The organism is Hymenobacter segetis, assembly GCF_038448715.1.
In the GTDB taxonomy this organism is placed as follows: Bacteria; Bacteroidota; Bacteroidia; order Cytophagales; family Hymenobacteraceae; genus Hymenobacter; species Hymenobacter segetis.
The window spans coordinates 243,958-270,429 of record NZ_JBCEVZ010000001.1; the positions used below are offsets into that span (position 1 = coordinate 243,958).

Here is a 26,472-nt window from a genome sequence, read left to right on the forward strand (position 1 = left end):
ACTACTCCGCCGCCTCGCCCGCGCAACCAGCCGCCGCCGCGTAGTTATTCCCCACGGCAATGCCCAGCTCGGCGGCTTTGCGCCAGTCCTGGCAGGCCTCATCGGCTTGGCGGAGCATTTCGCGGGCGTGGCCCCGGTTGAGGTAGGCCTCGGCGTAGTCGGGTTTTAGCTTGAGGGCGGCGCTGGCATCGGCGGCGGCATCGGCGTATTTTTCCAGCTTGAGCTGAGCGGCGGCGCGGTTGTTCCAGGCGTAGGCGTACTTCGGGTCGAGCTGGAGTGCCTGGCTGAAATCAGCAATGGCCCCGGCGTAGTCCTTGTTTTCGAAGCGGGCACTGCCCCGGTTGTTGTAGGCCAGGGCGTTGTCGGTTTTCTTGGCTAGGTAGGCGTCGTAGTCTTTCAGGGCCTGGGGCAGCTGGCCGGTGTGGCGCTCGGCGGTGGCGCGGTTCAGCAGGGCCGAGAGCAGCTCGGGCTGCAAGGCCAGCGCTTCGGTATAGTCCAGGGCGGCGGCGGCGTAGTTGCCGAGCTTCTGCTGGGTGCTGGCGCGGTCGTGGTAGGCGTAGGCCAGCTTGGGGTCGGCCTTGATGGCCCCGTCGAAATCGTCGCGGGCAGCTTGGTATTCGCCTTTCTCGAAGCGCAGCACGGCGCGGCTGTACCATGCCGGCGCGTAGTCGGCCTTGGCCTTCACGGCTTCGGAATAGTCGGTTTCGGCCTCGCTGGGCTGGTTCTGGGCCTCGTGGGTGCGGCCGCGGCCGAAGTAGCCGGCGTAGTTGCCGGGCTCCAGCTTCAGGGCTTGGTCGTAGTCGGCCAGCGCCTGCGGGTATTCTTTCAGCTCGTAGCGGGTGGCGGCGCGGTTGGTGTAGGCAGCCGCAAAATCGGGCTTGGCGGCAATGGCCTGGTCGAAACTGGCCAGCGCCGCCGGGTAGCTCTGCTTACTGAAGCTGACGAGGCCGCTGTTGTAAGCCTTTTCGGCCAGCTGCGGGCCGGGCAGGGTGCTGGCCCGCACGGTGTCGACTTGCGCCCAGCCAGCCAGCGGCGCACCCAGCAACACGAAGAAAAACAGACTCTTTTGTATCATAGCCAGATGCTAAGTCGAAAGGAAAGCGTGGATAGCGAAGATATTGGATTTTTTGGTTTGAGCTAATAATGAAGAATGTCTTGCTATTCCTTCTTCGCTGTCTTCACTTTCCCGAAAATGCTCTTGGGCAAAATCATGTGCGCCCCGCGCGTACCGTCCACCACCTGCGTCACGTCGAGGTCGCCGGCCACGCTGCACAGCATATAGGCATCGTCGCGGCTGAGGTGCTTTTCGGCCACCAGAAAGGCAATCATTTCGCGTACTGCGTCCTTAGCGGCGAGGGTCAAATCCTCGTTCAGGCCCATGCTGATGTAGGCGGTGGGCGTTTCGGCGCGGGGCAGGGTTTGGTGCAAATCCTTGCGCACGATGAATTGCAGCGTGCCCGTGAGCGAGGTTTCCAGTGCCGTAATGTCGACTTCGCCGTTGCCTTGGCCAGCGTGGCCATCACCCACGAAAAACAGGCCCCCCGCCGCGTGCACCGGCAGATAGAGCGTGGTGCCGGCCACCAGTTCCTTGTTATCGAGGTTGCCGCCGTGGATGCCGGGCGGCGCGCTATTGATGCGGCCCGCCGCGGCCGGCGGGGCCACGCCCATGCTCCCGAAAAACGGCCGCAGCGGCACGTCGATTCCCGGCAGAAAATGCGCCACCATCTTCTTCGCATCGAGCGGGATGATGCGCATTTTGGCGTAGCCGAAATCCTCGGGGATGAAGCCGCTTTTGGCCCCGAAAGCATTGTAGGCGTAGGGAATGGCCAAATCGATGGACTGAATGCGGACTTCCAGCACGTCGCCGGGCTCGGCCCCTTCCACGAAAATGGGGCCGGTGAGGATGTGCCCGCCCGGCCCTTTGTTGGTCACATGCTCGGTGATGTCACGCAGGTTGGGCTCAACTTGCGCGGCGGGCAGGCCCGCGCCTTCCAGCCGGGCCGGCGTGGAGGTGATGAGCGTGTGCACCCGCACCGTTTCGCCGGATTTGATGCGTAGCACGGGCGGCGCGGCGGCATCATAATAGCCCCACGCGGCGGTGGCCGGCGTGATGGGCAACTCGTGCAGGGCGGCTTTCTGGGCCTGGGTGCGGGGCGGCGGGCCGAGTAGCAGCGCCGCCAGGGCAAAAAGCGGGAAGCAAACTTTCATGGCGGTAAGTTCGCTCCGGGGTAGCGGTTGTCAGGCAGACTGCTTGGATGTGGCTCGGTGAGGGGTGGCCATAGGATGCGGCCTGCTGTTGCCTAATGGTCGAAAATAGTCGGTATCAATTGAAAATCAGGTCTGTAATATCATTTTATTATTATGTTAAGCAAAATAAACTTGTAAAAACCCGCTTGTTACTTGCCCGTGGTTTTGCCTGATTCGGCAAATGTAGGGTAGCAATCAGGCTGCATGCAATGGCTTGGTGGCAGCGCTGGCTGGCGGAAAGCCGTAAGCGCAACGCCGGCTAATGGACGGCATTCACCCGAAGTTTGCAGTCGGATTGCCGCCAATTGCCCCGGCCCGCTGTTTAAATGAGCCGACGCACTGCGCCAAAGCGCCAAAACCCCGCTACCCCAATGCCCCCCGCCACCGCCCCGCTCTCCGCCGCCGAAACCAACCGCTACAGCCGCCACCTGCTGCTGCCCGAAATAGGTGCGGCCGGCCAGCAAAAGCTTAAAGCGGCCTGCGTGTTGGTGGTGGGCTGCGGCGGGCTGGGCTGCCCCGTGCTCCAATATCTTGCCGCCGCCGGCGTGGGCACGCTCGGCCTGCTCGACTTTGACACAGTGGACGACAGCAACCTGCAGCGCCAGGTGCTCTACGCCACCGCCGACGTGGGCCGCCCCAAAGCCGTGGTGGCCGCCGAAAGGCTGCGCGCCCAGAATCCCTTCATCGAACTGCAACCGTACCAAGTGGTGCTTTCGGCAGCCAATGCGCTGGCGCTGTTCGCGGAGTACGATTTGGTGGTAGACTGCTCCGATAATTTTGCCACCCGCTACCTCGTCAACGATGCCTGTGTGGTGCTGGGCAAGCCGCTGGTATTCGGGGCCATCTTCAAGTTTGAGGGGCAGGTTTCGGTGTTCAATTACCAGAATGGCCCCACCTACCGCTGCCTGCATCCGGTGCCGCCCGCTCCCGGCGATGCCCCCAATTGTGCCGAAATCGGCGTGCTGGGCGTGCTGCCCGGCCTCATCGGCACCATGCAGGCCAACGAAACCCTGAAAATCATCCTCGAAATAGGGGAGGTGTTGAGCGGCCGTCTGCTGCTAGTCGATGCCCTCAGCATGCGCTTCCAGACCATCGGCTTCCGGGCCGTGGCGGCCAACCAGCACCTCACCACGCTGGCCCCCGACTACGCGGCTTTCTGCGGCGAAGCGCCGCTCGAAGCCGCCACGGCCCGCGCCCCCGAAATCTCGGCCGATGAGTTGAAGGACTGGCAGGCCAGCGGCCGGCCGCTCCAGCTGATTGATGTGCGCGAGCCCCACGAGCACGCTCACCGCAGCATCGGCGGGCAGCTGATTCCGTTGGGGCAGCTGGCGACTCAGTTGGCCGAATTAACCCCCAAAGTGCTAGTGGTGGTGCATTGCGCCAGCGGCGTGCGCAGCCAGAAAGCAGCGCAATTGCTACTCAGCAATGGCTTCGCAGAAGTGTACTCGTTGCGCAACGGCCTGGCCGATTATTAAGCCGTCGCCGGGCTGGGCCAAGCGGCCAGGCGGGCGCGGATATGGGCAAGCCGCGCTTGTTTGGGGGCGGCGCGCAGGGCCAGGGCCGTGGCCGTCCAGTACTGGTGGCCGGTCAGGAAACGCTCCTGCAGCTGAAACCAGGCGTGTTCGCTGGCGATGAGCTGGCGGGCCGTCAGCTCGCGGAACAGGCTGGTGGAAATGGGCACGAAATCGGGACGGCCGAGGTAGTCGAGGTCGGCATCGCAGAGAATCTGGGCCAGGTGGCAGCGGGGTTCCTGCGGATACTGGGTGGCAATAATCAGGGCGCAAATCTTCTCAACCTGGCCTGGCGAATAGCCGAATTCCGGCAGCGTGCCGCGCACTATCTCGCATCCCCGGGCCTCGTGGCCTTCATACGTGTGCAGGAAGCCCGCATCGTGGTACAGGGCCGCCGTGCGGAGTAGGGTGAGGGTTTCGGCATCGGTCACGCCTTCGGCGGCGGCCAGCGTCTGGGCGGCCTGGGCCACGTCAAGCGTGTGGGCCAGGCTGTGGTAGTAGAGGGTGGGGGCCAGGCCCCGGCGCAGCTCGCGCACGATAAACGCTTCGGCAGGTAGGGCTCGCATACGGCAGGAACGGACGCGGTGAGATGATGAAACCCGGCGGGGCACGACGGCAAAAAACAGAGAAAAAGCAAAACTTAGGAAGCAGCCAGCAACTACTACGCCACTTTCAATAAATTGAAATGCTGCGATAAATCGAGATATGATTTATCGCACAACAGGATTATTCGCTACCTTGATTAGCCATCGCACTCGGTTCCCTTTATTATGAGGCCGTGTACTGCCTGCTGACAATGGATTTGCGGAAGGCTAATTTACTGAAAATTAAGGTAAATGTTCTATTTGTTGGTGTCAATTATAAGGGAATTGGAGTAATTAATTCATCTTTACGCGGACAAAGGAAACCGGCGCGTAGCCGGGGCCCGGCGATGCTGGCTGGCCCGGCAGTCTGGCCGTAATTTTACCTGTTTTCCACTCGCTTCTACCCGCGATGATGCCCCATCAATCCCACCGCTTTTCGTGCCGGCCGCCAGTGTCGTGCTCTGGAATGCGGTATGCATGGGCCACTTATTTCCCCGTCGCCGCCAAGACCCAGCTTTGCCCATGAGATGGATTTTTACGGTGCTGATTTTCTGGGCGATGGGCGGGCCGGTGGTTGCCCGCCAGCACTACTGGGAGGCCGATTATGATTCGCTGACCCGTGTCCTGCCGCAGCAAACTTCTGATACTGCCCGCCTGCGGGTGGTGCAGCACCTGCTCGACCTGCACCCCACCAACGTGCAGGCCCTGCCCTTGCTCGACCAGTTGCTGCGCCTCAATAAGCAGCTGCAAGTGCTGGACGCAGCACCCTACCGCCACCTGCGCAACGGGCTGGTACTGTGGCAGCAGGGCAATGCCGACGCGGCCGCCCTGGACACCATTAAGGTAGCCGTGACGGAGTTTGACCGCCTGGGCCGGCCAATTCCGTGGCTGCTGATTGACCTGGTGACGCTCTACAACCGGCTGAACCAGATGGATGCCCGCAAGCGCTACTACGAGGAAAAGCTGGCGTACTACCGCCTGCGCAGGGCCACCGAGAACGTGGCCGCCTGCTACGTGTCGGAGGGCGGCTACTACCGGCGCATGGGCGACTATAATCGCACCCTCAACAGCGTGCTCCGCGCCGCCGACCTGGTGCGGGCCTACGACCGGCCGCTCTACGTGCGCGAGCTGCTGGTGGCCGGGGACGTGTATGCCGACTGGGGCAACCGCGCCAAAGCTGTGCAGTACCTGGGCCAGGCCCTGCGCCTGCCCGAGTTCCGGCGCATTCAAGGCCTGGAGCGGGTGTTTACATTCTTGGCTTTGTCGCGCCTGTATGCCGAGGGCGACCATCCCACCACCGCTCTGCACATGGTGGATTCGGTGCTGACCGCTCGCGGCGGCGATGCCGCCGAGCGCAAGCTCAGCCAGGCCTACGCGCTGGTGCAAAAGGGCCGGGTGCTGCTGCAAATGCAGCGCGTAGGGCCGGCGGGCCAGCTGTTGGAGCGTGCCCAACAGCTCGGGGATTCGCTGCGCATTCCCATGTCGGGCCGGCCGGGCGAGTTTGAGCTGGATGCCGCCTGGGCCTGGTACTACACGGCCCGGCACGACGATGCCCGCGCCGAAAGCCACTGGCTGCTGGCCTACCGCAAAGCCACTGCCGCCCGCATCGAGCGCCTGCGGCCCGAATATTTGAAGCAGCTCATCGCCTTTTATGATGCCCGCAACCGGCCGGCCGAGGCCCAGCGCTACTCCCGGGCCTACATCGCCCTGACTGATACGCTGAATGCTGCCCAGAATACTTTCCACGTAGCCCAGTACGAAAGCGAGCGGATGGAGCAAGCCCAGAACGCGCAGATTGCCAGCTTGCAACAGGCGCAGGCGGTGCAGGCCGTGCGCCTGCGCCTAGGCCAGTGGCTACTGCTGGGCGCGCTGCTGACGGTGCTGGTGGTGTCGTGCCTGGGCGCGTTCATCTACCGCCAGCTGCAGGTGAACCGGCGCACCCTGGCCCAGCTGCGCCAAACGCAGAACCAGCTGGTGCAGGCCGAGAAAATGGCTTTCCTGGGCGAGCTCACGGCCGGCATTGCTCACGAGCTGCAGAATCCGCTCACCTTCATGAAAAACTTTGCCGAAGTCAGCACCGACCTTGTGGAGGGCATGAATGGTGACGGCGACGGCCAGGCCCCGGCGCTGGAAACCGAGATTCTGGCTGGTCTGAAGCAGAATTTGCAGCAAATCAGCCAGCACGGTCAGCGGGCTTCATCCATTATTAAGGACATGCTGGAGCACTCGCGCTCCGGCACCGGCCAGCCTGTGCCCAGCGACCTCAATGCCCTGGCCGCCGATTCGCTGTCGCTGGCCTACCAGGGCCTGCGCGCCACCGATAAGGACTTTTACGCCACCCTGAGCAAGGAGCTGGACCCCCGCCTGGGCCCGGTGGCCCTGGTGACGCAGGACATGGGCCGCGTGCTGCTGAATCTGTGTACCAATGCCTTGCACGCCGTGCGCCAGCGCCAGCGCGACCTGGCGCAGCAGGGCACCAGCGGGCCGGCCAGCTACCAGCCCACCGTGACAGTGCGCACCCGCCGCCCCACCGACAGCCCGGTGGTGGAAATTCTGGTTTCGGACAATGGCACGGGGATGCCGGCGCAGGTGCGGGAAAAAATCTTCCAGCCCTTCTTCACCACCAAGCCGCCCGGCGAGGGTACCGGCCTGGGCCTATCGCTGAGCTACGACATCGTGACTAAGGGCCACGGCGGCACCCTCACCGTGGAAACCCGCGAGGGCGAGGGCACCGAATTCCTCATTACCCTGCCCGCCTGAGCTGTGGAAAAGCCTGCTAACTGGACGGGGCGCGCCGCCGCCACCCACTGGGCCTTGGGCTTGCGCCGCACGGTGCTGGGCTGGGGCCTGCGCGGGGCCATAGCCGGCGGCGTGCTGCTGAGTGCGTTCGCGCCCGTGCAGGCTCAGCCTCAGGCCCAAACCCGGCCCCAATCCATCGACCGGCTGCGAGCGGCCCTGCGCGCCCACCCGCAGCCTGATGCCGGGCGCGTCAATAGCCTTAACACGCTGGCGCTGGAGCTGCGCAACAAGGCTCCCAATGAGTCGGCGGCGCTGTTTGAGGAAGCACGCCAGCTGGCGCAGCTGCTGGGCTACACCGCCGGCGCGGCCGAGGCCGAGCTGGGCCTGGGATTTCACTACCGCCACCGCAGCGAGTATACCCTGGCCGAAAGCTTTTCGGAGCAAGCCCGGCACGACTTTGAGCTGAGCGGCGACCGCCTGGGCCAAACCCGCAGCCTCTACAACCAGTCGAGTGTGTACTCGGAACAGGGCCTGTACGCCAAGTCGTTGCAGGCCAACCTGCGCGGCCTGGCCCTGGCCAAAGCGGCTCACAGCCAGAAGTGGCTGGCCTTTCTCAACACCCAGCTGGGCATCACCAGCACCTACCTGCACGAGTATGACAATGCCCGGCGCTACCTCACGCAGGGCCTGCGCTGGGCCCGGCGCTCGGGCGACCAGAACGGCATCGGCCACGCCTACGCCGGGCTGGGCAACCTCTACCGCACTCAGGGCCAATGGGCCAAAGCTCAAGCTAATTACGAGCAGGAAGCTAATGTCTTCAGGCAAACCAATGACGAGGGCGGGCTGGTTTTCGAAGAAATCAATATTGGCGACATGGAAGAGCGTCAGGGCCATTACGCCGAAGCATTTGCCAACGTGCGCAGCAGCCTGCGGCGCGCGGCGCGCCTGCAAGTCGTGGGCGAAGTGCCCCGGGCGCAACTGGTGCTGGCCCGCACCTTCCTGCACACCGGCCGCCCCGACAGCGCCATCATCTACGCCCAGCGCAGCTTGCAGGCCACGCGCCGCAGCGGCGACCGCCCATCCAGCCGCGACGCCAGCCAGGTGCTGGCCCAGGCCTCGGCCCGGCGCGGCGATTTCGCGGCCGCCTACCGCTACGAGGAACTGTTTGGCGCTTACCGTGATAGCCTCAATAGCAGCGACTTGCAGCGCCAAGCCGCCGTGCTGGAATACCGCGCCGAGCTGGCCAAAAAACAGGCCCAGATTGGGATGCTCACCAGCACCAGCCGGCTCATCCAAACCCGTAACCGCCAGCAGGGCTGGCTGCTGCTGGGGGCCCTGCTGGGCCTGGGGGCGGTGGGCACTCTGAGCGCCGTGCTCTGGCGCAACAACCGCGAAAAGCAGCGGGCCTACGCGCTGCTGACGCAGCAGCAGGACGAGCTCCGCGCCGCCCAAAGCCAGCTGGTAGCGGCCGAGAAATGGGCCTTCGTGGGCGAGCTGTCGGCCGGCATTGCTCACGAGCTGCAGAACCCGCTGGCTTTCATGAAAAACTTCGCCGATGTGAGCGTGGGCCTGCTCGACCACAGCCCCACCGCGCAGCCTGCCGGCCTGGAGCAGGAAATAATGGCCGGCCTGAAGCAGAACCTGCTCAAAATCAGCCAGCAGGGCCAGCGGGCTTCCGCCATCATCACCGACATGCTGGCCCATGCTCGCACCGGTGCCGGCCCGCGCGTGCCTACCGAGCTAAACGCCCTGGTGGCCGAGGCCCTGGCGCTGGCCTACCAGGGCCTGCGCACTCAGGATGCCGCCTTTCATGCCACGCTGGTGCAGGATTTTGCCCCCAACCTGGCCCCGGTGCCCGTGGTGGCCTCCGACCTCACCCGCGTACTGGTAAACCTGTGCACCAATGCCTTGCACGCCGTGCGCCAGCGCCAGCAGGAAGGTGCCGCTGCCATTGCCTACCAGCCCACCGTGACGGTATGCACGCGCCAGACCGCCACCGGCACCATCGAAATTACCGTGCACGACAATGGCACAGGGATGCCGGCGCAGGTGCGGGAAAAAATCTTCCAGCCCTTCTTCACCACCAAGCCGGTGGGCGAGGGCACGGGCCTGGGCCTGTCGCTCAGCCACGAGATTGTGACCAAGGGCCACGGCGGCACCCTGGCCGTGGAAAGCGTGGAGGGCGAGGGCACCGAATTCATCATTAGCCTGCCGCCGGCCGGCAAAGCATAACGGCCGGGGCAGTACATTTCCAGCCGTTTGGGCAGGGCCGAAACCAGATACGAAGAAAATTCAGCCGAACTGCCCAACTTTGCGGCGGCCCGCGCGCCGTTTTTTGCTCTACATTCTTGCTTCTGCGCTCCTTCCTCTATGGCTCACTCGGCTGGTTACGGCGACCTTTTTTACCTGGCCCCGATGGCGTACGGCATGGCGCGTGGCCTGAGCCGGTTTCTGGACCTGCCGCAACGGCTGCCCCGCTGGCACCGGGCGCTGAACTACATCTGGGTGCCGGCGGCGGTGCTGATTGTCATTTCCTTGGCGTTTAGTTTCAAGTCGCCGATTTTGGGCGATGTGTACTGGCTGCTGGTGCTCTTTGCGCTGCTGGGCGTGCTGCTGGCCCTGCGGCACTACCGCCCGGCGCGCACGCTGCTGTTTGCCACGGCCCCGTTTGTGGTGTATAAGGTGCTCGAAATCATCATTGAAGACTCCAATGGGAAGATTCCCAAGAGCTTCGATGCCTTTCTCGATACTACGCAAGGCTTCGTTATCATCTGGCTGATTACGTTCATTTTCATTGCCCGCAGTCAGAAAAAGCAGCTCGAAAAAGAACGGGTGCTGCGCGAAGAGGAGGAAAAAGCCAAGCGCCTCATTGAGGCCCAGAACGTAGAGTTGGAGCGCCTGGTGGCCGAGCGCACCGCCGCTCTCACGCACCAGGCGCAGGAGCTGAGCGGTGCCCTGGTGGAGCTGCGCACCACCCAGGCCCAGCTGGTGCAGTCTGAAAAAATGGCCAGCCTGGGCGAGCTCACGGCCGGCATTGCCCACGAGATTCAGAATCCGCTCAACTTCGTCAACAACTTTGCTGACGTGAGCGCCGAGCTCATCACCGAGCTGGAAGAAGAGCAGCTGAAACCCGACCGCGACCTGGAGCTGGAAGCCGAGCTGCTGGCCGACCTCAAGCAGAACCTGCTCAAAATCAGTCAGCACGGCGGGCGGGCGGCCAGCATTGTGCGGGGCATGCTGGAGCACTCGCGCACCAGCTCCGGCGAGCGCACCCCCACCGATATCAACCAGCTGGCCGACGAGTACCTGCGCCTGGCCTACCACGGCCTGCGGGCCAAGGACAAAACCTTCAACGCCACGCTCAAGCCCGATTTCGACCCCGCCCTGCCGCCCGTTGAGGCCATTGCCCAGGACCTGGGCCGGGTGCTGCTCAACCTGCTCAGCAACGCTTTTTATGCCGTGCGCCAGCGGCAGATGCGCGGCGGCGAGGCCGGCTACGCGCCCACCGTGGGCATCAGCACCCGCCGGGTGGGCGACAAGGTAGAAATCCGGGTGCGCGACAACGGCCAGGGCATTCCCGAAGCCGTGCGGGCCAAAATCTTCCAGCCCTTCTTCACCACCAAGCCCACCGGGGAGGGCACCGGCCTGGGCCTGTCGCTGAGCTATGATATTGTGACCCAGGGCCACGGCGGCACGCTTTCCGTCACGTCGCAGGAGGGCAGCTTTACCGAGTTTCTGATTAGCTTGCCTATTAATCAAGCCGGCTAACTGCCGCCGTTGTCTCTTTCTGGTTCTACCACCAGCCACCGCCGCTAAGCCGCTGAACTATGGCGCATACTTAGCGGTTAGGGCTGGGCTTTGGCCTGTTGCTTAAGTGAATAAGCGCCGGCTTTTTTTACTTTGTTTCCCTTAGAACCAGTTCGTTGATTTCTATTATTACCCGGGTTTCAGCTCTTCGCAGGCTTGGCTGGCTGGGCATAGTGCTGGCCGTGCTGCTGGCGGGCCCGGGGCCGGTGGTGGCCGGGCCGCGAGCGGCCGGAACGCCAACGCCGGGCGCGGCCGTGGACAGCCTGCGCCACCTGCTCACGCTGCCCCAAACCGACTTCGACCGGGTAACGCTGCTCTGCCAAATCAGCGACCAGCTCTGGACCCAGCACACCGACTCGGCCGCCGTATACGCCAACAAAGCGCTGGCCCTGGCCCGCCGCATTCACTACCAGCAGGGCGAGGGTGCGGCCCTCAACCGCCTGGGGGCCGCCCTGCGCGAGAGCAACCTGGCGCGTTCGCTGGAGGTGTTTCAGCAGTCGCTGCGCATCGCCGAAACCACCCACGACCAGGGCTTGATAGCCCAGAACCTGCGCAGCATCGGCATCATTTACGTGTACCTACGCGACAAGCGCCAGGGGCTGGCCTACTATTTCCGCGCCCTGAAAATTGGCGAGCAGCTGCACGACGAGCACCGCACGGTGATTGAGCTAAGCAACATCGGGCTGGCGTATGACTTGTTTGGTCAGATTGATTCGTCCCGGATTTTTCAGGAGCGGGCCTACGCCTTGGCCCGCCGCCTGCACACTCCTACCAACTACATTCTGTACGGCCTGGGCAACGTGGCCCGCAAAAGCGGCCAGGTGGCGCAGGCCCGCACCTTCTACCACCAGAGCATTGCCGAATCGAAGAAGGTGCACCACTTGCGCAGCCTCAATTTTGCTTACGTAGGCTTGGCCGAATTGTATCAAAAAATCGGCCAGCCCGATTCCAGCATTTATTACGCCCGGCTGGGTTGCCAGGCAGCCCAGACCAACGGCTTCCTGCGCGGCGTGCTCAATGCCAGCACCCTGCTCACCCAGGATTTCAAGCAGCGCGGCCGCCCCGACAGCGCCCTCAAATACCAGAGCCTCATGCTGGTGATGAAGGATACGCTCTTCGGCCAGGAGAAGGTGATGCGCCTGCAAAGCCTCAACTACCGCGAGCAGCAGCGGATGCAGGAAGTGGCCGCCAGCCAGGCCGCGCTGCGCGCCCGCTACCGTACCGCCGGGCTGGTGGCCGGCCTGGTGGGCCTGCTGGTGCTGGCCGTAATTCTGGCCCGCCACGGCCGCCAGGAAGAGCGCGCCCGCCGGGCGCTGGAGCAGTCGCTGGCCGAGCTCAAAACTGCTCAGGACCAGCTGGTGCAGCGCGAGAAAATGGCCTTCCTGGGCGAGCTCACCGCCGGCATTGCCCACGAGCTGCAAAACCCGCTCAACTTCGTGAAGAACTTCGCCGAAGTGAGCACCGAGCTGGTGGACGAGATAAACGGCGACCCCCACAACCCCGCCCGCGACACCACCTTAGAGCGCGAAATCCTCGACGGCCTGAAGCAGAACCTCAAGCAAATCAGCCAGCACGGGCAGCGGGCCACGTCCATCATCAAGGGCATGCTGGAGCACTCACGCACCGGCACCAGCCAGCGCCTGCCCACCGACCTCAACGCCCTCATCGAGGAAAGCCTGCGCCTGGCCTACCAGGGCCTGCGCACCAAGGACAAGGACTTCACCGCCGAACTCATCACCCAGCTCGACCCGGCGCTGCCGCCCGTATCAGTAGTGCCGCAGGACCTGAGCCGGGTGCTGATTAATCTGTTTACCAATGCCTTCCATGCCGTGCAGCAGCGCCAGCGCCAGCAATCCGGCCCCGATTATCAGCCGGCCCTCACGGTGAGCAGCCGGGTGACGGCGGGGCAGGTCGAAATCAGCATTCGGGACAACGGCACGGGCATGTCAGAGAAGGTGAAGGCCAAGGTGTTCCAGCCTTTCTTCACCACCAAGCCGGTGGGCGAGGGCACGGGCTTGGGCCTGTCCATGAGCCACGAAATTGTGACCAAGGGCCATGGCGGCACCCTGGCCGTGCAAAGCCGGGAGGGCGAAGGCACCGAATTCGTGATTAGCTTGCCGGGATAAATCCCAATTTTAACCGGGAATAATTCTGGCCACGAGAAGTAGTTCGCTGCGTGGTGATTCGCTGTTGCCTATGCGTCACTTTCTACTGCTTGTGGCCTTGGGGCTGCTTCTGCTGCTGAGCGGCCCGCTGGCCGCCCAGCCTACGCCCAGCCGCCGCTACTGGGATACCAATACCGACTCGCTACGCCGGGTGCTGGCCACCCAGCGCGCCGATACCGCCCGCCTGCGCACGCTTCGCCACCTGGCTGATTTGGAGCCTATTAGTGCTCGGGATGCCGAGCTAACCGAATTGGTGGCCCTAACCGGGCGGTTGCACCGCCCCGATTACCGTCCTTACCGCCGGCTGCTGGGTGCTATCCGGCTACCGGATAATCGCGCAACCCTACCCGCAGTCCTCGACAGCTTGCAGGCGACGGTGACGGCATTCGATTCGCTGGGCCATCCCGCGCCCAACCTGCTCATCGGAATTCGGGTGCTGTTTAACCAGCTCAACCGGCAGGAGGCCAAGCACGCCTATTACCAGGCCAAGCTGGCCTTCTATGAAAAGCGCCACGCCACCAAAAACATGGCCGCCTGCTGCCACGCGCTGGGCGGCTACTACGCCTACCGGGGCGACTACAACCAGTCCATCAGCTACTACCTGCGCTCGGCGGAGCTGTTCCGGCCCTTCAGCCCCTTTTTCTATTACAACGAGGTGGCTGTAATCGGGGCTTCCTACGTGCAGTGGGGTAATTACGACCGGGCCATGCCCTACCTGCGGCAAGCCGTGGGCTGGGCGGGAACCAGTGCCGGCAACTGGGGATTTTTGAACCGGGCCATTGCCGACGCCTACCGCCGGCAGCACCGCTACCCGCTGGCCATGCGCTACGCCGACCGCGCCCTGAGCCCTCAGTCACCGCGCGACACGGTGCCGCCCTTTCAAAAAGCATATGGGCTGGTGGTCAAAAGTGCCGTGCTGCTGGGCCAGGGCCGGGTGGCCGAGGCCGGCCGGCTGCTGCCCCCGGCCCAGCGCCTGGCCGACTCCCTGCATCTACCCGTAACTGGTCCGGCGGGCAACTTTGAGCTGAATGCCACCTGGGCGCGCTACTATGCGGCCCGCGGCGAGCCGGTCCGCGCCGAAACGCACTGGCTGGCCGCCTACCGCCAGGCGCAGGAGTCACGCTCCACGCCCCTGCGCCTGGCCTACCTGCGCGAGCTGGGCCGCTTCTACCAGCAGCGTGGCCAGTCCGCCCCAGCCGCCCGCTACGCCCTGGCCGCCACCGCCCTGGCCGACTCGCTCGAAACCGCCCAGGGCCAGTTTCACGTGGCGCAATATGAGGGCCAACAGGCCGAGCGTGCCCAGAACGACCGCATTGCGGGGCTGCGCCAAAAGCAAACCCTGGCCGCCGCCCGCGACCGGCAGCAGCGCATCGTGGGCGCGTTTCTGCTGAGTGGCGTGGTGATGCTATTGGTGCTAGCCGCCGTGTTCTACTACGCCTTCCGCCGCTCCGAGCGCCTCAAACACCTCGTCACGGCCCAGAAGCAGGACCTGCAAATCCAGCGCGACCAGCTCGATACCTCCCTGACGGAGTTGCGGTCCACGCAGGCCCAACTCATCCAGAAGGAGAAGATGGCCAGCCTGGGCGAGCTTACCGCCGGCATCGCCCACGAGATTCAGAACCCGCTCAACTTCGTCAACAACTTCTCGGAAGTGAGCACCGAGCTGTTGGAGGAACTGGAAGAGGAGCAGGCCAAAGGCATGCGTGACGTGGCGCTAGAGGCCGAGCTGGTGAGCGACCTGCGGCAGAACCTGGGCAAAATCAGCCACCACGGCCGGCGGGCGGCGGCCATCGTCAAGGGCATGCTGGAGCACTCGCGCACGAGCACCGGCGAGCGCGCCCCCACCGACCTGAACCAGCTCACCCATGAGTACCTGCGCCTGGCCTACCAGGGCCTGCGGGCCAAAGACAAGTCCTTCAACGCCGCGCTGAAAACCGACTTCGCGCCCGGCTTGCCGCTGGTCGAAGCTGTGGCCGGCGACCTGGGCCGGGTCTTGCTCAATTTATTCAGCAACGCCTTCTACGCCGTACAACAGCGCCAGCAAGCGGGCGAAACCGGCTATGCCCCGACCGTGAGCGTGTCGACGCAGCGCGTGAACGGGCACGTGGCCATTCGGGTGGCCGACAACGGCACGGGCATGGCGGCCGAGGTGCAGGCGAAAATCTTCCAGCCGTTTTTCACGACCAAGCCCACGGGCGAGGGCACGGGCCTGGGCCTCTCGCTTTCGCACGACATCATCGCCCAGGGCCACGGCGGCACCATCGCGGCCGAAAGCCAGCCGGGGGAGGGTGCTACGTTTACGATTTGCCTACCCGCCTAACTCTCTTGCTTTTATGTCGACCCCTACGCTGCGCCGGCTGAAACACGCCGGCTTCTTGGTGGGCCTGCTGGCGCTGCTCCTGGCAGGTGGTCCGGTAAGGGCCCAACCCTTTCCGCACCGCTATTGGGCCGCTTCGCCCGACTCGCTGCGCCGGGTGCTGGCGGCGCAGCGGACCGATACGGCGCGGCTGCGCACCCTGCTGCACCTGATAGATTGCTCGCTGTACTCCCTAGACCCGGTTATGTCCGACATGGCGACGGTCGTGGTGCTTACGAAGCGCCTACGCCGCCCGGAACACCGCGCCTACCGCCTGCTGCTCGCCGGAGTACAGGCCAACGGAGTGGCGGCGCTCGACAGTCTGCAAGCGGCCGTGACGGCTTTCGACCGGCTGCACCGGCCGGCGTCTTGGCCGCTCGCCCGCCTACGCGAGGCCTTCAGCACCCTCAACCGCGAAGGTGCCCGGCTGGCGTATTACCAAGCCAAATGTGCCCAATACCTCCGCAGTGGCGATACTATCAGCCTGGCAGTGTGCCATCACGCGCTGGGGGGCTCCTACACCTATCGTGGCGATTATAACCAAGCCACCAGCCAGTACCTGCGGGCCGCCGCGCTGGTCCGCCCGGTTTCGTCTTCCCTCTACCGCATCTTTCTATTGAGTGCGGGAGCCAGCTATGGGAAGTGGGGCAACTACGCCAAAGCCTTGCGTTACCTGCACTTGGCAGAGCCTGGCCTGACCAGCGCTTCCCAACGCGTGGCCCTGTTTCGCGCGCTTGGCAATGTTTACCTGCAGCAACAGAACTACCCGGCCGCCCTGCGCGCGGCCGACCAGGTCCTAAAAAACTCCACCGTCGTCTCAGGACCCGTACCGCTGGGCATGCTACGTATCAGGGCCTTTGCCTGGGTGCTGAAAAGCCAGGCGCTGCTCGCGCTGGGCCGGGTAGCCGAAGCCGGCGTGCTGCTACAGCATACCCAGCCCCTGGCCGATTCGCTAAAGCTGCCGCTGGTCATCACGGCCGCTCCCCTGGAACTGGACGCGGCCTGGGCGCGCTATTACGAAGCCCGGCGCAAGCCGGCCATCGCCGAAACCTACTGGCTACAGGCCTACCGCAAAGCCGTCGATGCCCACAGCACGCCGCTGCGCCTGGCCTACTTGCGCGCCTTGGCCCGCCACTATCAGGCACGCGGGCAAATGGCACCCGCCGCCCGGTATTATCAGGCCGCTACGGCTTTGGCCGACACGCTGAGCGATGGCCAAGGCGCCCTGCAGGTGGCGCAGTTTGAGATTGAGCAGGCCGACCGCGCCCAAACGGCCCGCATCGCCCGCTTGCGCGAAAGCCAGCAGCAGGACGTGGTGCGGGCCCGCCGCCAACGCTGGGTGCTCGGGGCCGTGCTCACGGTGCTGGCGCTGATTGGCGGGTTCTCGTTTTTGCTCTGGCGCAGCAACCGCCGCCAGCAGCGGGCCAACGCGGCGCTGAGCCTCCTCAACGAAGCCGTGACTGCCCAGAAGCAGGAGCTGCAAACCCAGCGCGACCAGCTCGACCAGTCCCTGACGGACCTACGGGCCACGCAGGCCCAGCTCATCCAGAAGGAGAAGATGGCCAGCCTGGGCGAGCTTACCGCCGGCATCGCCCACGAGATTCAGAACCCGCTCAACTTCGTCAACAACTTCTCGGAAGTGAGCACCGAGCTGTTGGAGGAACTGGAAGAGGAGCAGGCCAAAGGCATGCGTGACGTGGCGCTAGAGGCCGAGCTGGTGAGCGACCTGCGGCAGAACCTGGGCAAAATCAGCCACCACGGCCGGCGGGCGGCGGCCATCGTCAAGGGCATGCTGGAGCACTCGCGCACGAGCACCGGCGAGCGCGCCCCCACCGACCTGAACCAGCTCACCGACGAGTACCTGCGCCTGGCCTACCAGGGCCTGCGGGCCAAGGACAAAACCTTCAACGCGAAGCTGGAAACTGACTTTGCGCCCGGCCTGCCACTAGTCGAAGCCGTGGGGGCCGACCTGGGCCGGGTGCTGCTCAACCTGTTCAGCAACGCCTTCTACGCCGTGCAACAGCGCCAACAGACGGGTGAAGTGGGTTATCAGCCCAGAGTCACGGTGAGCACCAAGCAGGTGGGTAAGCAGGTTGAGGTCCAGGTTTCCGACAATGGCACGGGAATTCCCGCCGATGTCAGGGCCAAGATTTTCCAACCCTTCTTCACCACCAAGCCCACGGGCGAGGGCACCGGCCTGGGCTTGTCGCTGAGTTACGACATCATCACCAAAGCCCACGGCGGCACGCTGGCCGTGGCGAGCGAGCCCGGCAAGGGCACCAAATTTCTCATTGGCCTACCCGCCTAAGCCGGGCCGTAACCTACCTTTGGCCCGACTAATTTTCCCCGCCTCCGCCCCATGCAAATTCTGGTTGTTGACGACGAAACCGATGTGCGCGACCTATTTCTGCAGCGCTTCCGCCGCGAAATCCGTAACGGCGAAATGAGCTTCAGCTTCGCCTTTTCGGGCGAGGAAGCCCTGACCTACCTGCGCGCCCACCACTCCGAAGTCCTCATCATTCTCTCCGACATCAACATGCCCGGCATGAGCGGCCTCGACCTGCTCGGCCACGTCAAGGAGGAGTTCGAGATGCCGCCCACCACCATGATGATGATTACGGCCTACGGCGACAACGCCAGCTACCAGCAAGCCATGAGCCTGGGGGCCAATGATTTCCTGACCAAGCCCGTAGATTTTGCCGTGCTAAAGGAGAAATTGCAGCACCTGCTGCCCTAAGGCGGCGTAGAAAAACGAGCGATAATCTGAGCGCCATCCTTTTCTGACGTATTTTCGTCCAATTATTCGCCTTCTGCCAATCCTATGAAAACCAAAATTCTGGTGGTCGATGACGAAGCCGACCTCGAACTGCTTATCAAGCAGAAGTTTCGGCGCAAAATCCGGGAGAGCACCTACGAGTTTCTCTTCGCCACCAACGGCCAGGAAGCCCTGGAGCGCATCACCGAACACCCGGATACCGACGTCATTCTCAGCGACATCAACATGCCGGTGATGGACGGCCTCACGCTGCTCACGCGCACCCACACCGAGCACCCGGCCATGAAAACGGTCATCGTGTCGGCCTACGGCGACATGGGCAACCTGCGCACGGCCATGAACCGGGGCGCGTTCGATTTCGTGGTGAAGCCCGTCGATTTTGCCGACCTGGAGCTGACCATCGAAAAAACCGCCGACCAGGTGCGCCAGCTGCGCGACACCCTCCGCGCCATCCAGGAAAACAACATCCTGAAGATGTACGTCGACGAAACCGTGCTCAATTTCATGACGCGGCCCGACTTCGAAAACCGCCTCCTGGCCTCCGAAACCGTGGAAGCCACCGTAGTTTTTCTCGACATCTGCGGCTTCACCGCCCTAGCCGAAAAGATGCCGCCCACCGACGTAGTGAGCCTGCTCAATACCTATTTCGACCTGGTGGTGAAGGAGTTCATCGCCCAGGGTGGCCACGTCGATAAGTTCATGGGCGATGCCGTGATGGCCGTGTTCCGGGGCGAGCACCACCTCGACCGCGCCATCGACGCCGCCCTCTCCGCCCGCACCGCCCTGCAACAAAGCCAGGCCCCGCTGCCCGCTGGCTTTGACTACCGCCCCCAAGTCAGCATCGGCGTGAACACTGGCGAAGTCGTATCCGGCAACATCGGCTCGGCCTCCCTCAAACGCCTGGATTACACCGTGATTGGCGACGTGGTAAACATGTCGCAACGCCTGCAGTCCGCCGCCAAAGCCGGTCAGATTATAATCAGCGAAGCCGTGTACGAACGGGTGAAAGAGTCCTTCCACTGCCAGTTCGTGAGCGAGGTAACGCTGAAGAACAAGGCGCTGCCGGTGAAGATTTACGAGGTGGTGGAGTAGCGTGTAACGTGGACTCTGAGAGTCCGCGCCTTGCTGGCTGCGGAAGGCTCGTTCAGGCGCGGATTCTCAGAGTCCACGCTACGGCTGCTCATCCCGCCAACTCCCGCATCTTTTCATTCTGCGTGCGAATCCGCTGGCACAGCATGCGCAGGATATTGCGCAGCACCTCGCCGCGTTCCTCCATCACGTCGTAGAAATCCTCTTGGTCGATGCGGAAGGCGAGCACTTCGCTCAGCGCCGCCGCCGTGGCCGAGCGCGGCTCCGCATCGAGCAAAGCCAGCTCGCCAAAAAAGTCGCCCGGTCCGAAAGTAGCCAGCTGCTGCGGGCCGTTGAAAACGCCCACCTGCCCATCGTGCACGATGAAAAGCGAGGTGCCAATGTCGCCTTTGGCAAAGATTTCCTCGCCCTCCCGGAACGTCACTTCCTTCATGATGGGCACGATGCTGCTGAGCACGTTTTCGGGCGTGGTGGCAAACAGGGCGGTGCTTTTGAGCACCACCACCCGCTCCAGGGCGGAGATTTTAGACTCGGCGGCGTGTGAATGGCTCATGGCGGGAAGATTGAGGGCGGATAAGGGCTGGCCCCGGTGGGCAGCCAGCGCGGCGGCGGCTAGTTGGGCGCTATCGCGCAACAGCAGGTAAGGCGAAGTGAAGTAGGGGCGCAGTAGGGCCAGCGCATCGGGTTCGGTGGGCTGCCAGTGGCGCAGGGCCACGCTCAGCGTCCAGGAGGTGAAGGCGACGTGGCCGCGCCGCAGCAGTAGCGTGGGCAGGGCTTCGGTGGTAAGTGGTAGCTCGGCTACCAGGTGCGGCGGCGGGGCCACCGCGCTGCCAGCGGCTGAGGCCGCGCCCATTGCCACCATCGGGTGCGGACGGGCCGGCGCGCTATGCGCCGTAAGGCTAGTGAACAGTCGGGCCTTTTCGGCCACGGGCGAGTCATCGAGCAGCGCCTGAAGGCCTTGGTAAATGGGCCGGGGAATAAGATTGTCGAGGATTTCGAGGGCGTTGGCCTGGCGCTCGCGGGCGGCGTGGGCCACGTTGCGCTGGGCCGTGGCCACCAGCTCGGCATCGAAGAGCTGGGCCAGCAGGCCGAACACGCGCTGGTGCAACAGCGTCAATTCGTAGTCGATAGCAGCAGTGAAGTCTGTGCCGCCCGTCGTCACCAGCCCGTGCAGCAACTGCGCGGCCAGGGTGAATTCTTCGCGCAGCAATTGTTCAAATACCGGCCGGTCTGCCTTGCGGGCCGGGAAGCGGCGAAGTGCCCGCAGCGCCACCCCGCGTGAAAACAGGTGCGGGTGCTTGGCCAACTCCACCAGTGCGGCACGGCTGGCCCTGTTATCGAGACGTTCCAGCACCGAGGCCAGGCGTTGCGGGTGGGCGGGCTCGGCGTCGCGCAACAAGGCTTCGCGTACCAGCGGCACCACGGCCGGGCCCAGCGCCACGAGGCTATCAGCGGCCGCCTGCCAGCGGTGCTTATCGCCGAGGGCGGCCAGCAAGTGATGGGCCAGTTCCAGATGCCCCACGGTGCCGATAGCGCGGAGGGCGGCCTCGGCTACTCCCGGCTCGGCGCTGGCAAGATGGCGCTCAATCAGCTCATTTTGAATCTCAACCGGAAAAAGTGGAAGCAGGGTCAGAGCGGCCAGTTCGGCGGTGGGGGCCGGGTTGTGGCCGGTGGTGGGCAGCAGCAGATACAGGCTGTGCTGCGCGGCTTGGTGCTGAGGCTCAGTTTCCAGGCTGCCCCGAATGGCTCCCTGACGGGCGGCCAGGTCGTCGCCGGCGAGTAGTGCGGCCACGGCCGGCGCGTCGGGGATGGCGGCGGCCAGCTGGTGGGCAGCGGCTTCGCGCACAGTAGCGGCGGGGTCGCGCAGGGCCAGGGCCTGGAGGGCTTCCACGGGCAGCGGGTGTGCTTCGGGCGTGGCCAGCAAGGCCAGGCGCACCCGTTCGTCGGGGTGTTCGAGCAGGCGCGGGGCGTGTTCGGGGAGGGCTTGCGGCTCGTGCTTGCGCAGCCAGGCCACGGCATTTAGCACCTCGGTGGGGTGGGGGCTGAGCAGGTGGGCCAGCACTACGTGGCGGGCCGCATCGGGCAGGGCCAGGTCGGCGGTTTCGGCGAAGCGGCGGCCCAAGCCTTCCTTCAATTCGGCCAGATAATTCAGATAGGTGCGGCGCAAAAAAAGCAGGGATAATATCAGCAGTGCGCCCATCCAGAAGAAGGGCAGGCTGCCATCGAGCAGGCCCGAGGAGCGCAGCGCGAAGAACAGTACACCCGTCAGGGCCATGCCTGCCGGCTCATAAAAACCTTTGGCCAGCGTGTGGGCGGCCAGCCGTTGCGGCGGGGCCAGCGGCTGAAACAGCACCAGAAACACGGGGTCGAACACGGTGCGGCGCAGCACTTCGAGCAGCAAATACAAGCCGCAGTAAAAGGCTAATTGCCCGGTTTGCGAATAGCCGCTGGCCACTTTGTAGCCACCAAACACGGCCAGTGCCACCAAGGCCACCACCGGCAGCAGCCGCAGCGACCACTGTACGCCGTAGCGTTCCAGCGCCTGCCGGCTCACCAGCAGCTTGAAGAACGTGGCCGCTAAGTACGTGGCCGCCAGCAGCCAGCCCACCGACTGCATCACATCCTCCGACTCATGAAACTTGTGCTTCACGTTCAGGAAAAACATGTATTCCACGGCCGTAATCACGCCCGCGATGGTCACCAAGCTCAGGCACATGGCCAGCACCAGCTGGCTGCCGCCGAAGAGCTGCTGCACCAGTTTCTTCTGGGGCCGCGCCACGGCCCGTACTGGTCGCGCCGTGGCCTCGACCACGTGCGAGCTGAGCGTGGCGCGCAGCGTGAACAACGCCCCGAGGTAGGCTACAAACGACACGCCCAGCAACACCGGCAGCTGTGCGTCGCCGTGAATAAGAGCCGCCAGCACTGCCCCCAAGGCCTTGGCCGGCATGTCGCCCGAGCTGATGATGCTGAACAGGCGCTTGCTCTGCCGCACATCAAATACCACCGCCGAAATGCCCCAGAATTCGAGATTCGTGAGGAGATAAATGACGCGGTAGCCGGCCATAATGGCCACGGCTGCCGCCACCGAATGGCCCACGGCCACCAACACGCCCAGCACGCCTACTAGCGCCACCACGGCCAGCAGCACGCGCACGGCCAGCTTTTTTAGCAGGTAGTGATGCTCGAAGTGGGTGTAAACCTTGCCCACGGCCATCATAGCCAGCGCGCCCACGATGTAGCCCAGCGGCAAGCTATGCTCGGGATTGTGCTCGAGCAGCAGCACATTGGCCGCCACATACACCAGCACCGAACCGATGCCGAGCAGGAAATTATGCAGCAAAAACAGCCCCACAGTGCGGGTTTCGCTGGCTTTGATGCCGAAGAGGCGTTGCAGAGAGGTGGCCGAAATCATGCGGAAAGGGAGCCGGGCCAGGCGGCACGGCCGTAGCCAAAGATACACGGGATGGTATGTAGCGTGAACTTTTAGTCCGCGCGTAGCGGAGTCCGACTGGTCGGTCTGTTCACTCTTCACCCGCGTATCCCTTTACTCGCGGACTAAAAGTCCACGCTACACCACGCTACAGCGTTATCCGCTCCGTTATCGGTTGGAGAGTAGACGTATTCAGGCCCTTGAACTCGATGTACTTCACATTCGGCACCCAGAAGGTGCCCCCCTCGATGCGCAGAAATACGCGCTCCAGCTGAATCTGCTTGCCGGCGATGGTGGTGTAGACGTGGAGAGCCTTATCCGTCGGCGAGCGCAGCAGGAAGAACCGGACTTTATTGTAAGCCGCGAATTTCAGCTCGTATTTATCCGTTGCCAGCTTTTCGGCCGTGAGGCCGTAGGCAAATTTGCGCTGGATGAAGTTTAAATCCTTGCGCTCGCCGTGCTCGTCGTAGCGAATCCAGAACACATTCACGGGCTCGTCTTCGTTGAGGTGGCCGGCGCGGTCCACGTTCAGCTGGTAGATGACGGTGTTGGTATTCGGGTCGCGCTGCAGGTAGAACAGTTGGTTGCTCACGCCGCTCGGCACCGGGAATACGGTGGCCGGTTTCGGGGCCGACGGCAGGGCGAAGAGCAGGTTGAAAAGCAGTAGGAAGGTCGTTGCCGACATTGTTTTCGGGGGCGTGAATTGGTCCGCAAAGGTACGCCCGCCTGTAGCGTGGACTCTGCGAGTCCGCGAGTGAGCGCAGCGAACAACCGGGACCTCACCATACGCTCGATGCTCGCTGCGCTCGCTCGCGGACTCGCAGAGTCCGCGCTACTTCATCTGCCGGAACTTCCGCTGCATTACCTCCTGCACCGGCACGTTCGAAATCTTGCTTTCCAGCCACGACACGATATCCAGATACAAAAACGGCCGGCTCTCATAAGGTGTGGCGGCGATGACGATGAGCTTGTCGCGCAGCCGGATAAACGCCTCGCGCACCTGGTGCGGCGCGATGCTACCCACCGTGCGCAGAAACCGGAAAATCTCCACCTGCATGGGCTGCTGGTCGTCCATCTTGCCCAGGAAATGGTACACCGAGCGAATCTGATAGTCCAGGCTGGCATCGTCGCCGGCCTCATAGTGAGCAATCAGGTTCAGGATGCGGGCGAAGCATTGCAGGTCCTCGCGCAGGCTCAATTCCTTGTGCTGAATAATCAGGTTCAGGTATTCGATGGCCTTCACGAACTCGCCGCTGCCGAAATACAGACTGGCGATTTTGTAGTACAGCACCAGCGTGCGGTGCAGGTCGAGTTGCGGCTTGTAGCGCTCCAGTTGCTCCAGCAGGTCCGGGATGATTTCCAGGCCCTCAGTGAAGCGGCCTTCGAGGAAATAGGCGTTGATGCGGTTGGTGTAGAGGTACTGGAACAGCAGGATTTCGGTGTTGGGGCTGCTGCGGCGGGTCTGGTTGGCGGCAAATTCTTCCAGGATATTCAATACCTGTTTGAATTTGCTGTAGTACAGCAGATTGTAAAGCGAAGCCAATAAGTTGTGCAGGCCCTTGATGTAGAGCATCGTCTGCAGCTCCTTCATGTGCGGCGCGGCCTCAAACAAATCAACCCACTTCTGGGCGTAGCGGTAGCCGGCCCGGAAATCCTGGTCGAGCGTGTGGTACCACACGTGCGCTTGGTAGAAGTACAGCTTCTCAAAAAAGCCGCCATTATTGGCCGGAACCACCGGCATGTTCTCCCGAAAAAACGCCGTGATGCGCTCGTGGTCGGCCCGGTTGCGGGCGTGTCCGGCCTTGAGGTACAGTCCGTAGAGGCGTAGCGAGGCGTTGCTGAGCGCGTGCTGGTTGGCCAGGTGCGCCACGGTATCGGTGGCCTCGGCGGTGAGGGTATCGGCCCGGTCCTTCAGGCTGCGGGTGATGTACTGGCTTTCGATGAGCTTCTCGAAATCCAGCGCCAGCAGCACGATGTGCGGCATTTCGGCCTGGCGTGCGCCCTGCTTCACCTTCTCCAGCATGCGCAGGGCCTGCTGGTAAAAGCCTTTGTTGTAGAGCACGCGGGCGTAGTCGAGCTGCTCGTGCAGCTGAATATCAGGGTTCTGGCCGGCGTGGTACACGCGCAGGCTGGCTAGTAGCTGCCGGTAAAGGTTGGCCTTGAGGTTGGCCAGCTGCGCGCGTTTCAGGCTGGGCACCTGGGCCAGCACGGCCGCGTCGTCAGCCGTTTCCAGTGCGTCGAGGGCATCAAAAAGTAAGAGGAATTTCAGGTCCTCGCTCGCGCCCGGCCGGTTGGTAAACAGCCGGAAATGGCGCTTTTCAGTCCGCGTCAGGGACTTTATCAGCTGAAATACAGGCTCCGGGTTTTTCGTAGGCATTGTATGAAATAATAAAACAAGTACCTGATAAATAAATGATTAATGGATGAAGGCCGGCTTTTGGAAATAGTAGAATTTCCAAAAGCGTGGTTTTGCTGCGCTGGCGCGGGGTAGTTCTTGCCGACCTATTCATAACCGCAGCCCACCGATTCCGGGCGATTATCGCATGGCAACCCAGCAAATTCAAATCTTCGATACCACGCTCCGCGACGGCGAACAGGTGCCGGGCTGCAAGCTAAACCGCGACGAGAAGCTTCTCATTGCCCGGCAGCTAGAATCGCTCGGCGTCGATGTCATCGAGGCCGGCTTTCCGGTGTCCAGCCCCGGCGATTTTGCCGCCGTGCAGGCCATCGCCGCCCAAACCCGTGAAGCTACCGTCTGCGGCCTCTCGCGAGCCGTCGAAAACGACATTCGTGTGGCCGCCGAGGCCCTGCGGCCCGCTCGTTACCCGCGCATCCACACCGGTATCGGCACTTCCGATGTCCACATTCAGCACAAGCTCTGCACCACGCGGGAGGATGTGCTGGCCCGCGCCATCGCCGCCGTGAAGCTCGCCAAAAGCTTTGTGGAGGACGTGGAATTCTACGCCGAAGACGCTGGCCGCACCGACAACGTGTTTCTGGCCCAGGTGTGCGAGGCCGCCATCCGGGCCGGGGCCACCGTCCTCAACATCCCCGACACCACCGGCTACTGCCTGCCCCAGGAATACGGCGCGAAAATCAAATTCCTGCACGAAAACGTGCGCGGCATCCATACTGTGCGGCTTTCCACGCATTGCCACAACGACCTCGGCCTGGCTACCGCCAACTCCATCGCGGGCGTGATGAACGGGGCCCGCCAGATTGAATGCACGATAAATGGCGTGGGCGAGCGCGCCGGCAACACGGCCCTCGAAGAAGTGGTGATGATTCTGCGCCAGCACCCCTACCTCGACCTGCACACCAACATCAACACCCGCCTGCTGGCCGAAACCTCGGCCATGGTGTCGCACCTGATGACCATGCCCGTGCAGCCCAACAAGGCCATTGTGGGTGCGAATGCCTTTTCGCACAGCAGCGGCATTCACCAAGACGGCATCATCAAGCACCGCGAAACCTACGAAATCATTGACCCCAAGGAGGTCGGCGTGGCCGATTCGTCCATTGTGCTTACGGCCCGCTCCGGCCGCGCCGCGCTGGCCTACCGCCTTCAGAAACTGGGCTACGATTTTGAGAAAGTCGCTTTGAATAAAGCTTATGCACGCTTTATGGAACTGGCCGACCGTCAGCGCGAAGTAGTTGATGAAGACCTGCATGTGCTGGTCGAACAGGAAAAACTTATAACTGCTAATTGATTAAAAATTAACATTATGGCTGCCAACGAAGCAATTTACACCACTCTCACCGCTTCCA

Annotated in this window: 16 protein-coding genes; 10 read left to right on the forward strand and 6 right to left on the reverse strand. The window is 63.3% G+C overall.

Going from position 1 to position 26,472, the window contains the following annotated elements; translation table 11 throughout:
• Window position 1: 1 nt before the first annotated feature.
• Entirely contained in the window at window positions 2-1,075 is a 1,074-nt protein-coding gene (locus tag AAFH49_RS00995; RefSeq protein ID WP_342295305.1) for a tetratricopeptide repeat protein, read from the reverse strand.
• An 83-nt stretch (window positions 1,076-1,158) separates the two neighbouring features.
• The gene (locus AAFH49_RS01000) at window positions 1,159-2,208 is read right to left on the reverse strand and encodes an acetamidase/formamidase family protein (RefSeq protein ID WP_342295307.1); all 1,050 of its coding nucleotides are present in this window, start codon (window positions 2,206-2,208) and stop codon (window positions 1,159-1,161) included.
• 410 nt (window positions 2,209-2,618) lie between these two features.
• Here AAFH49_RS01000 and moeB point away from each other — a divergent pair, with 410 nt between their 5' ends.
• A complete protein-coding gene (gene moeB / locus AAFH49_RS01005) occupies window positions 2,619-3,722 on the forward strand; it encodes a molybdopterin-synthase adenylyltransferase MoeB (RefSeq protein WP_342295309.1) in 1,104 nt (367 codons plus the stop codon).
• On the opposite strand, the gene AAFH49_RS01010 is transcribed toward moeB, so the two are convergent.
• Window positions 3,719-4,324: an HD domain-containing protein gene (locus AAFH49_RS01010; RefSeq protein ID WP_342295311.1), complete on the reverse strand. Its 606-nt coding sequence runs from the start codon at window positions 4,322-4,324 to the stop codon at window positions 3,719-3,721. The genes moeB and AAFH49_RS01010 overlap by 4 nt on opposite strands.
• A 540-nt stretch (window positions 4,325-4,864) precedes the next feature.
• Here AAFH49_RS01010 and AAFH49_RS01015 point away from each other — a divergent pair.
• The 8 genes from AAFH49_RS01015 to AAFH49_RS01050 all read left to right on the forward strand — a co-directional run bounded on the left by AAFH49_RS01015 (window position 4,865) and on the right by AAFH49_RS01050 (window position 19,277).
• Window positions 4,865-7,102 (forward strand): ATP-binding protein, encoded by a 2,238-nt coding sequence (locus AAFH49_RS01015; protein ID WP_342295315.1) that lies wholly within the window; start codon window positions 4,865-4,867, stop codon window positions 7,100-7,102.
• Window positions 7,103-7,105: 3 nt separating this feature from the next.
• Window positions 7,106-9,313, forward strand: a complete 2,208-nt coding sequence (locus AAFH49_RS01020; protein WP_342295316.1) for an ATP-binding protein — start codon at window positions 7,106-7,108, stop codon at window positions 9,311-9,313.
• Between the two features lie 138 nt (window positions 9,314-9,451).
• Window positions 9,452-10,849: an ATP-binding protein gene (locus AAFH49_RS01025; RefSeq protein ID WP_342295319.1), complete on the forward strand. Its 1,398-nt coding sequence runs from the start codon at window positions 9,452-9,454 to the stop codon at window positions 10,847-10,849.
• Window positions 10,850-11,004: 155 nt separating this feature from the next.
• Window positions 11,005-13,014 carry a tetratricopeptide repeat-containing sensor histidine kinase gene (locus AAFH49_RS01030; RefSeq protein WP_342295322.1) on the forward strand — a complete coding sequence of 670 codons (2,010 nt, stop codon included), beginning with the start codon at window positions 11,005-11,007 and terminating at the stop codon, window positions 13,012-13,014.
• 70 nt (window positions 13,015-13,084) lie between these two features.
• Window positions 13,085-15,373 (forward strand): ATP-binding protein, encoded by a 2,289-nt coding sequence (locus AAFH49_RS01035; RefSeq protein ID WP_342295324.1) that lies wholly within the window; start codon window positions 13,085-13,087, stop codon window positions 15,371-15,373.
• 13 nt (window positions 15,374-15,386) lie between these two features.
• On the forward strand, window positions 15,387-17,717 hold the full coding sequence (locus AAFH49_RS01040) for an ATP-binding protein (protein WP_342295327.1): 2,331 nt from the start codon (window positions 15,387-15,389) through the stop codon (window positions 17,715-17,717).
• Between the two features lie 51 nt (window positions 17,718-17,768).
• Window positions 17,769-18,146 carry a response regulator gene (locus AAFH49_RS01045; RefSeq protein ID WP_342295329.1) on the forward strand — a complete coding sequence of 126 codons (378 nt, stop codon included), beginning with the start codon at window positions 17,769-17,771 and terminating at the stop codon, window positions 18,144-18,146.
• Between the two features lie 84 nt (window positions 18,147-18,230).
• The gene (locus AAFH49_RS01050) at window positions 18,231-19,277 is read left to right on the forward strand and encodes an adenylate/guanylate cyclase domain-containing protein (protein ID WP_342295332.1); all 1,047 of its coding nucleotides are present in this window, start codon (window positions 18,231-18,233) and stop codon (window positions 19,275-19,277) included.
• Between the two features lie 88 nt (window positions 19,278-19,365).
• Here AAFH49_RS01050 and AAFH49_RS01055 read toward each other — a convergent pair whose 3' ends face one another.
• The 3 genes from AAFH49_RS01055 to AAFH49_RS01065 all read right to left on the reverse strand — a co-directional run bounded on the left by AAFH49_RS01055 (window position 19,366) and on the right by AAFH49_RS01065 (window position 25,081).
• Window positions 19,366-22,734 carry a cyclic nucleotide-binding domain-containing protein gene (locus AAFH49_RS01055; protein WP_342295334.1) on the reverse strand — a complete coding sequence of 1,123 codons (3,369 nt, stop codon included), beginning with the start codon at window positions 22,732-22,734 and terminating at the stop codon, window positions 19,366-19,368.
• A 118-nt stretch (window positions 22,735-22,852) separates the two neighbouring features.
• Window positions 22,853-23,389 carry a DUF4833 domain-containing protein gene (locus AAFH49_RS01060; protein ID WP_342295336.1) on the reverse strand — a complete coding sequence of 179 codons (537 nt, stop codon included), beginning with the start codon at window positions 23,387-23,389 and terminating at the stop codon, window positions 22,853-22,855.
• Between the two features lie 147 nt (window positions 23,390-23,536).
• A complete protein-coding gene (locus tag AAFH49_RS01065; RefSeq protein ID WP_342295338.1) occupies window positions 23,537-25,081 on the reverse strand; it encodes a hypothetical protein in 1,545 nt (514 codons plus the stop codon).
• 166 nt (window positions 25,082-25,247) lie between these two features.
• Here AAFH49_RS01065 and AAFH49_RS01070 point away from each other — a divergent pair, with 166 nt between their 5' ends.
• Window positions 25,248-26,414, forward strand: a complete 1,167-nt coding sequence (locus AAFH49_RS01070; protein ID WP_342295339.1) for a 2-isopropylmalate synthase — start codon at window positions 25,248-25,250, stop codon at window positions 26,412-26,414.
• Window positions 26,415-26,472: the final 58 nt, after the last annotated feature.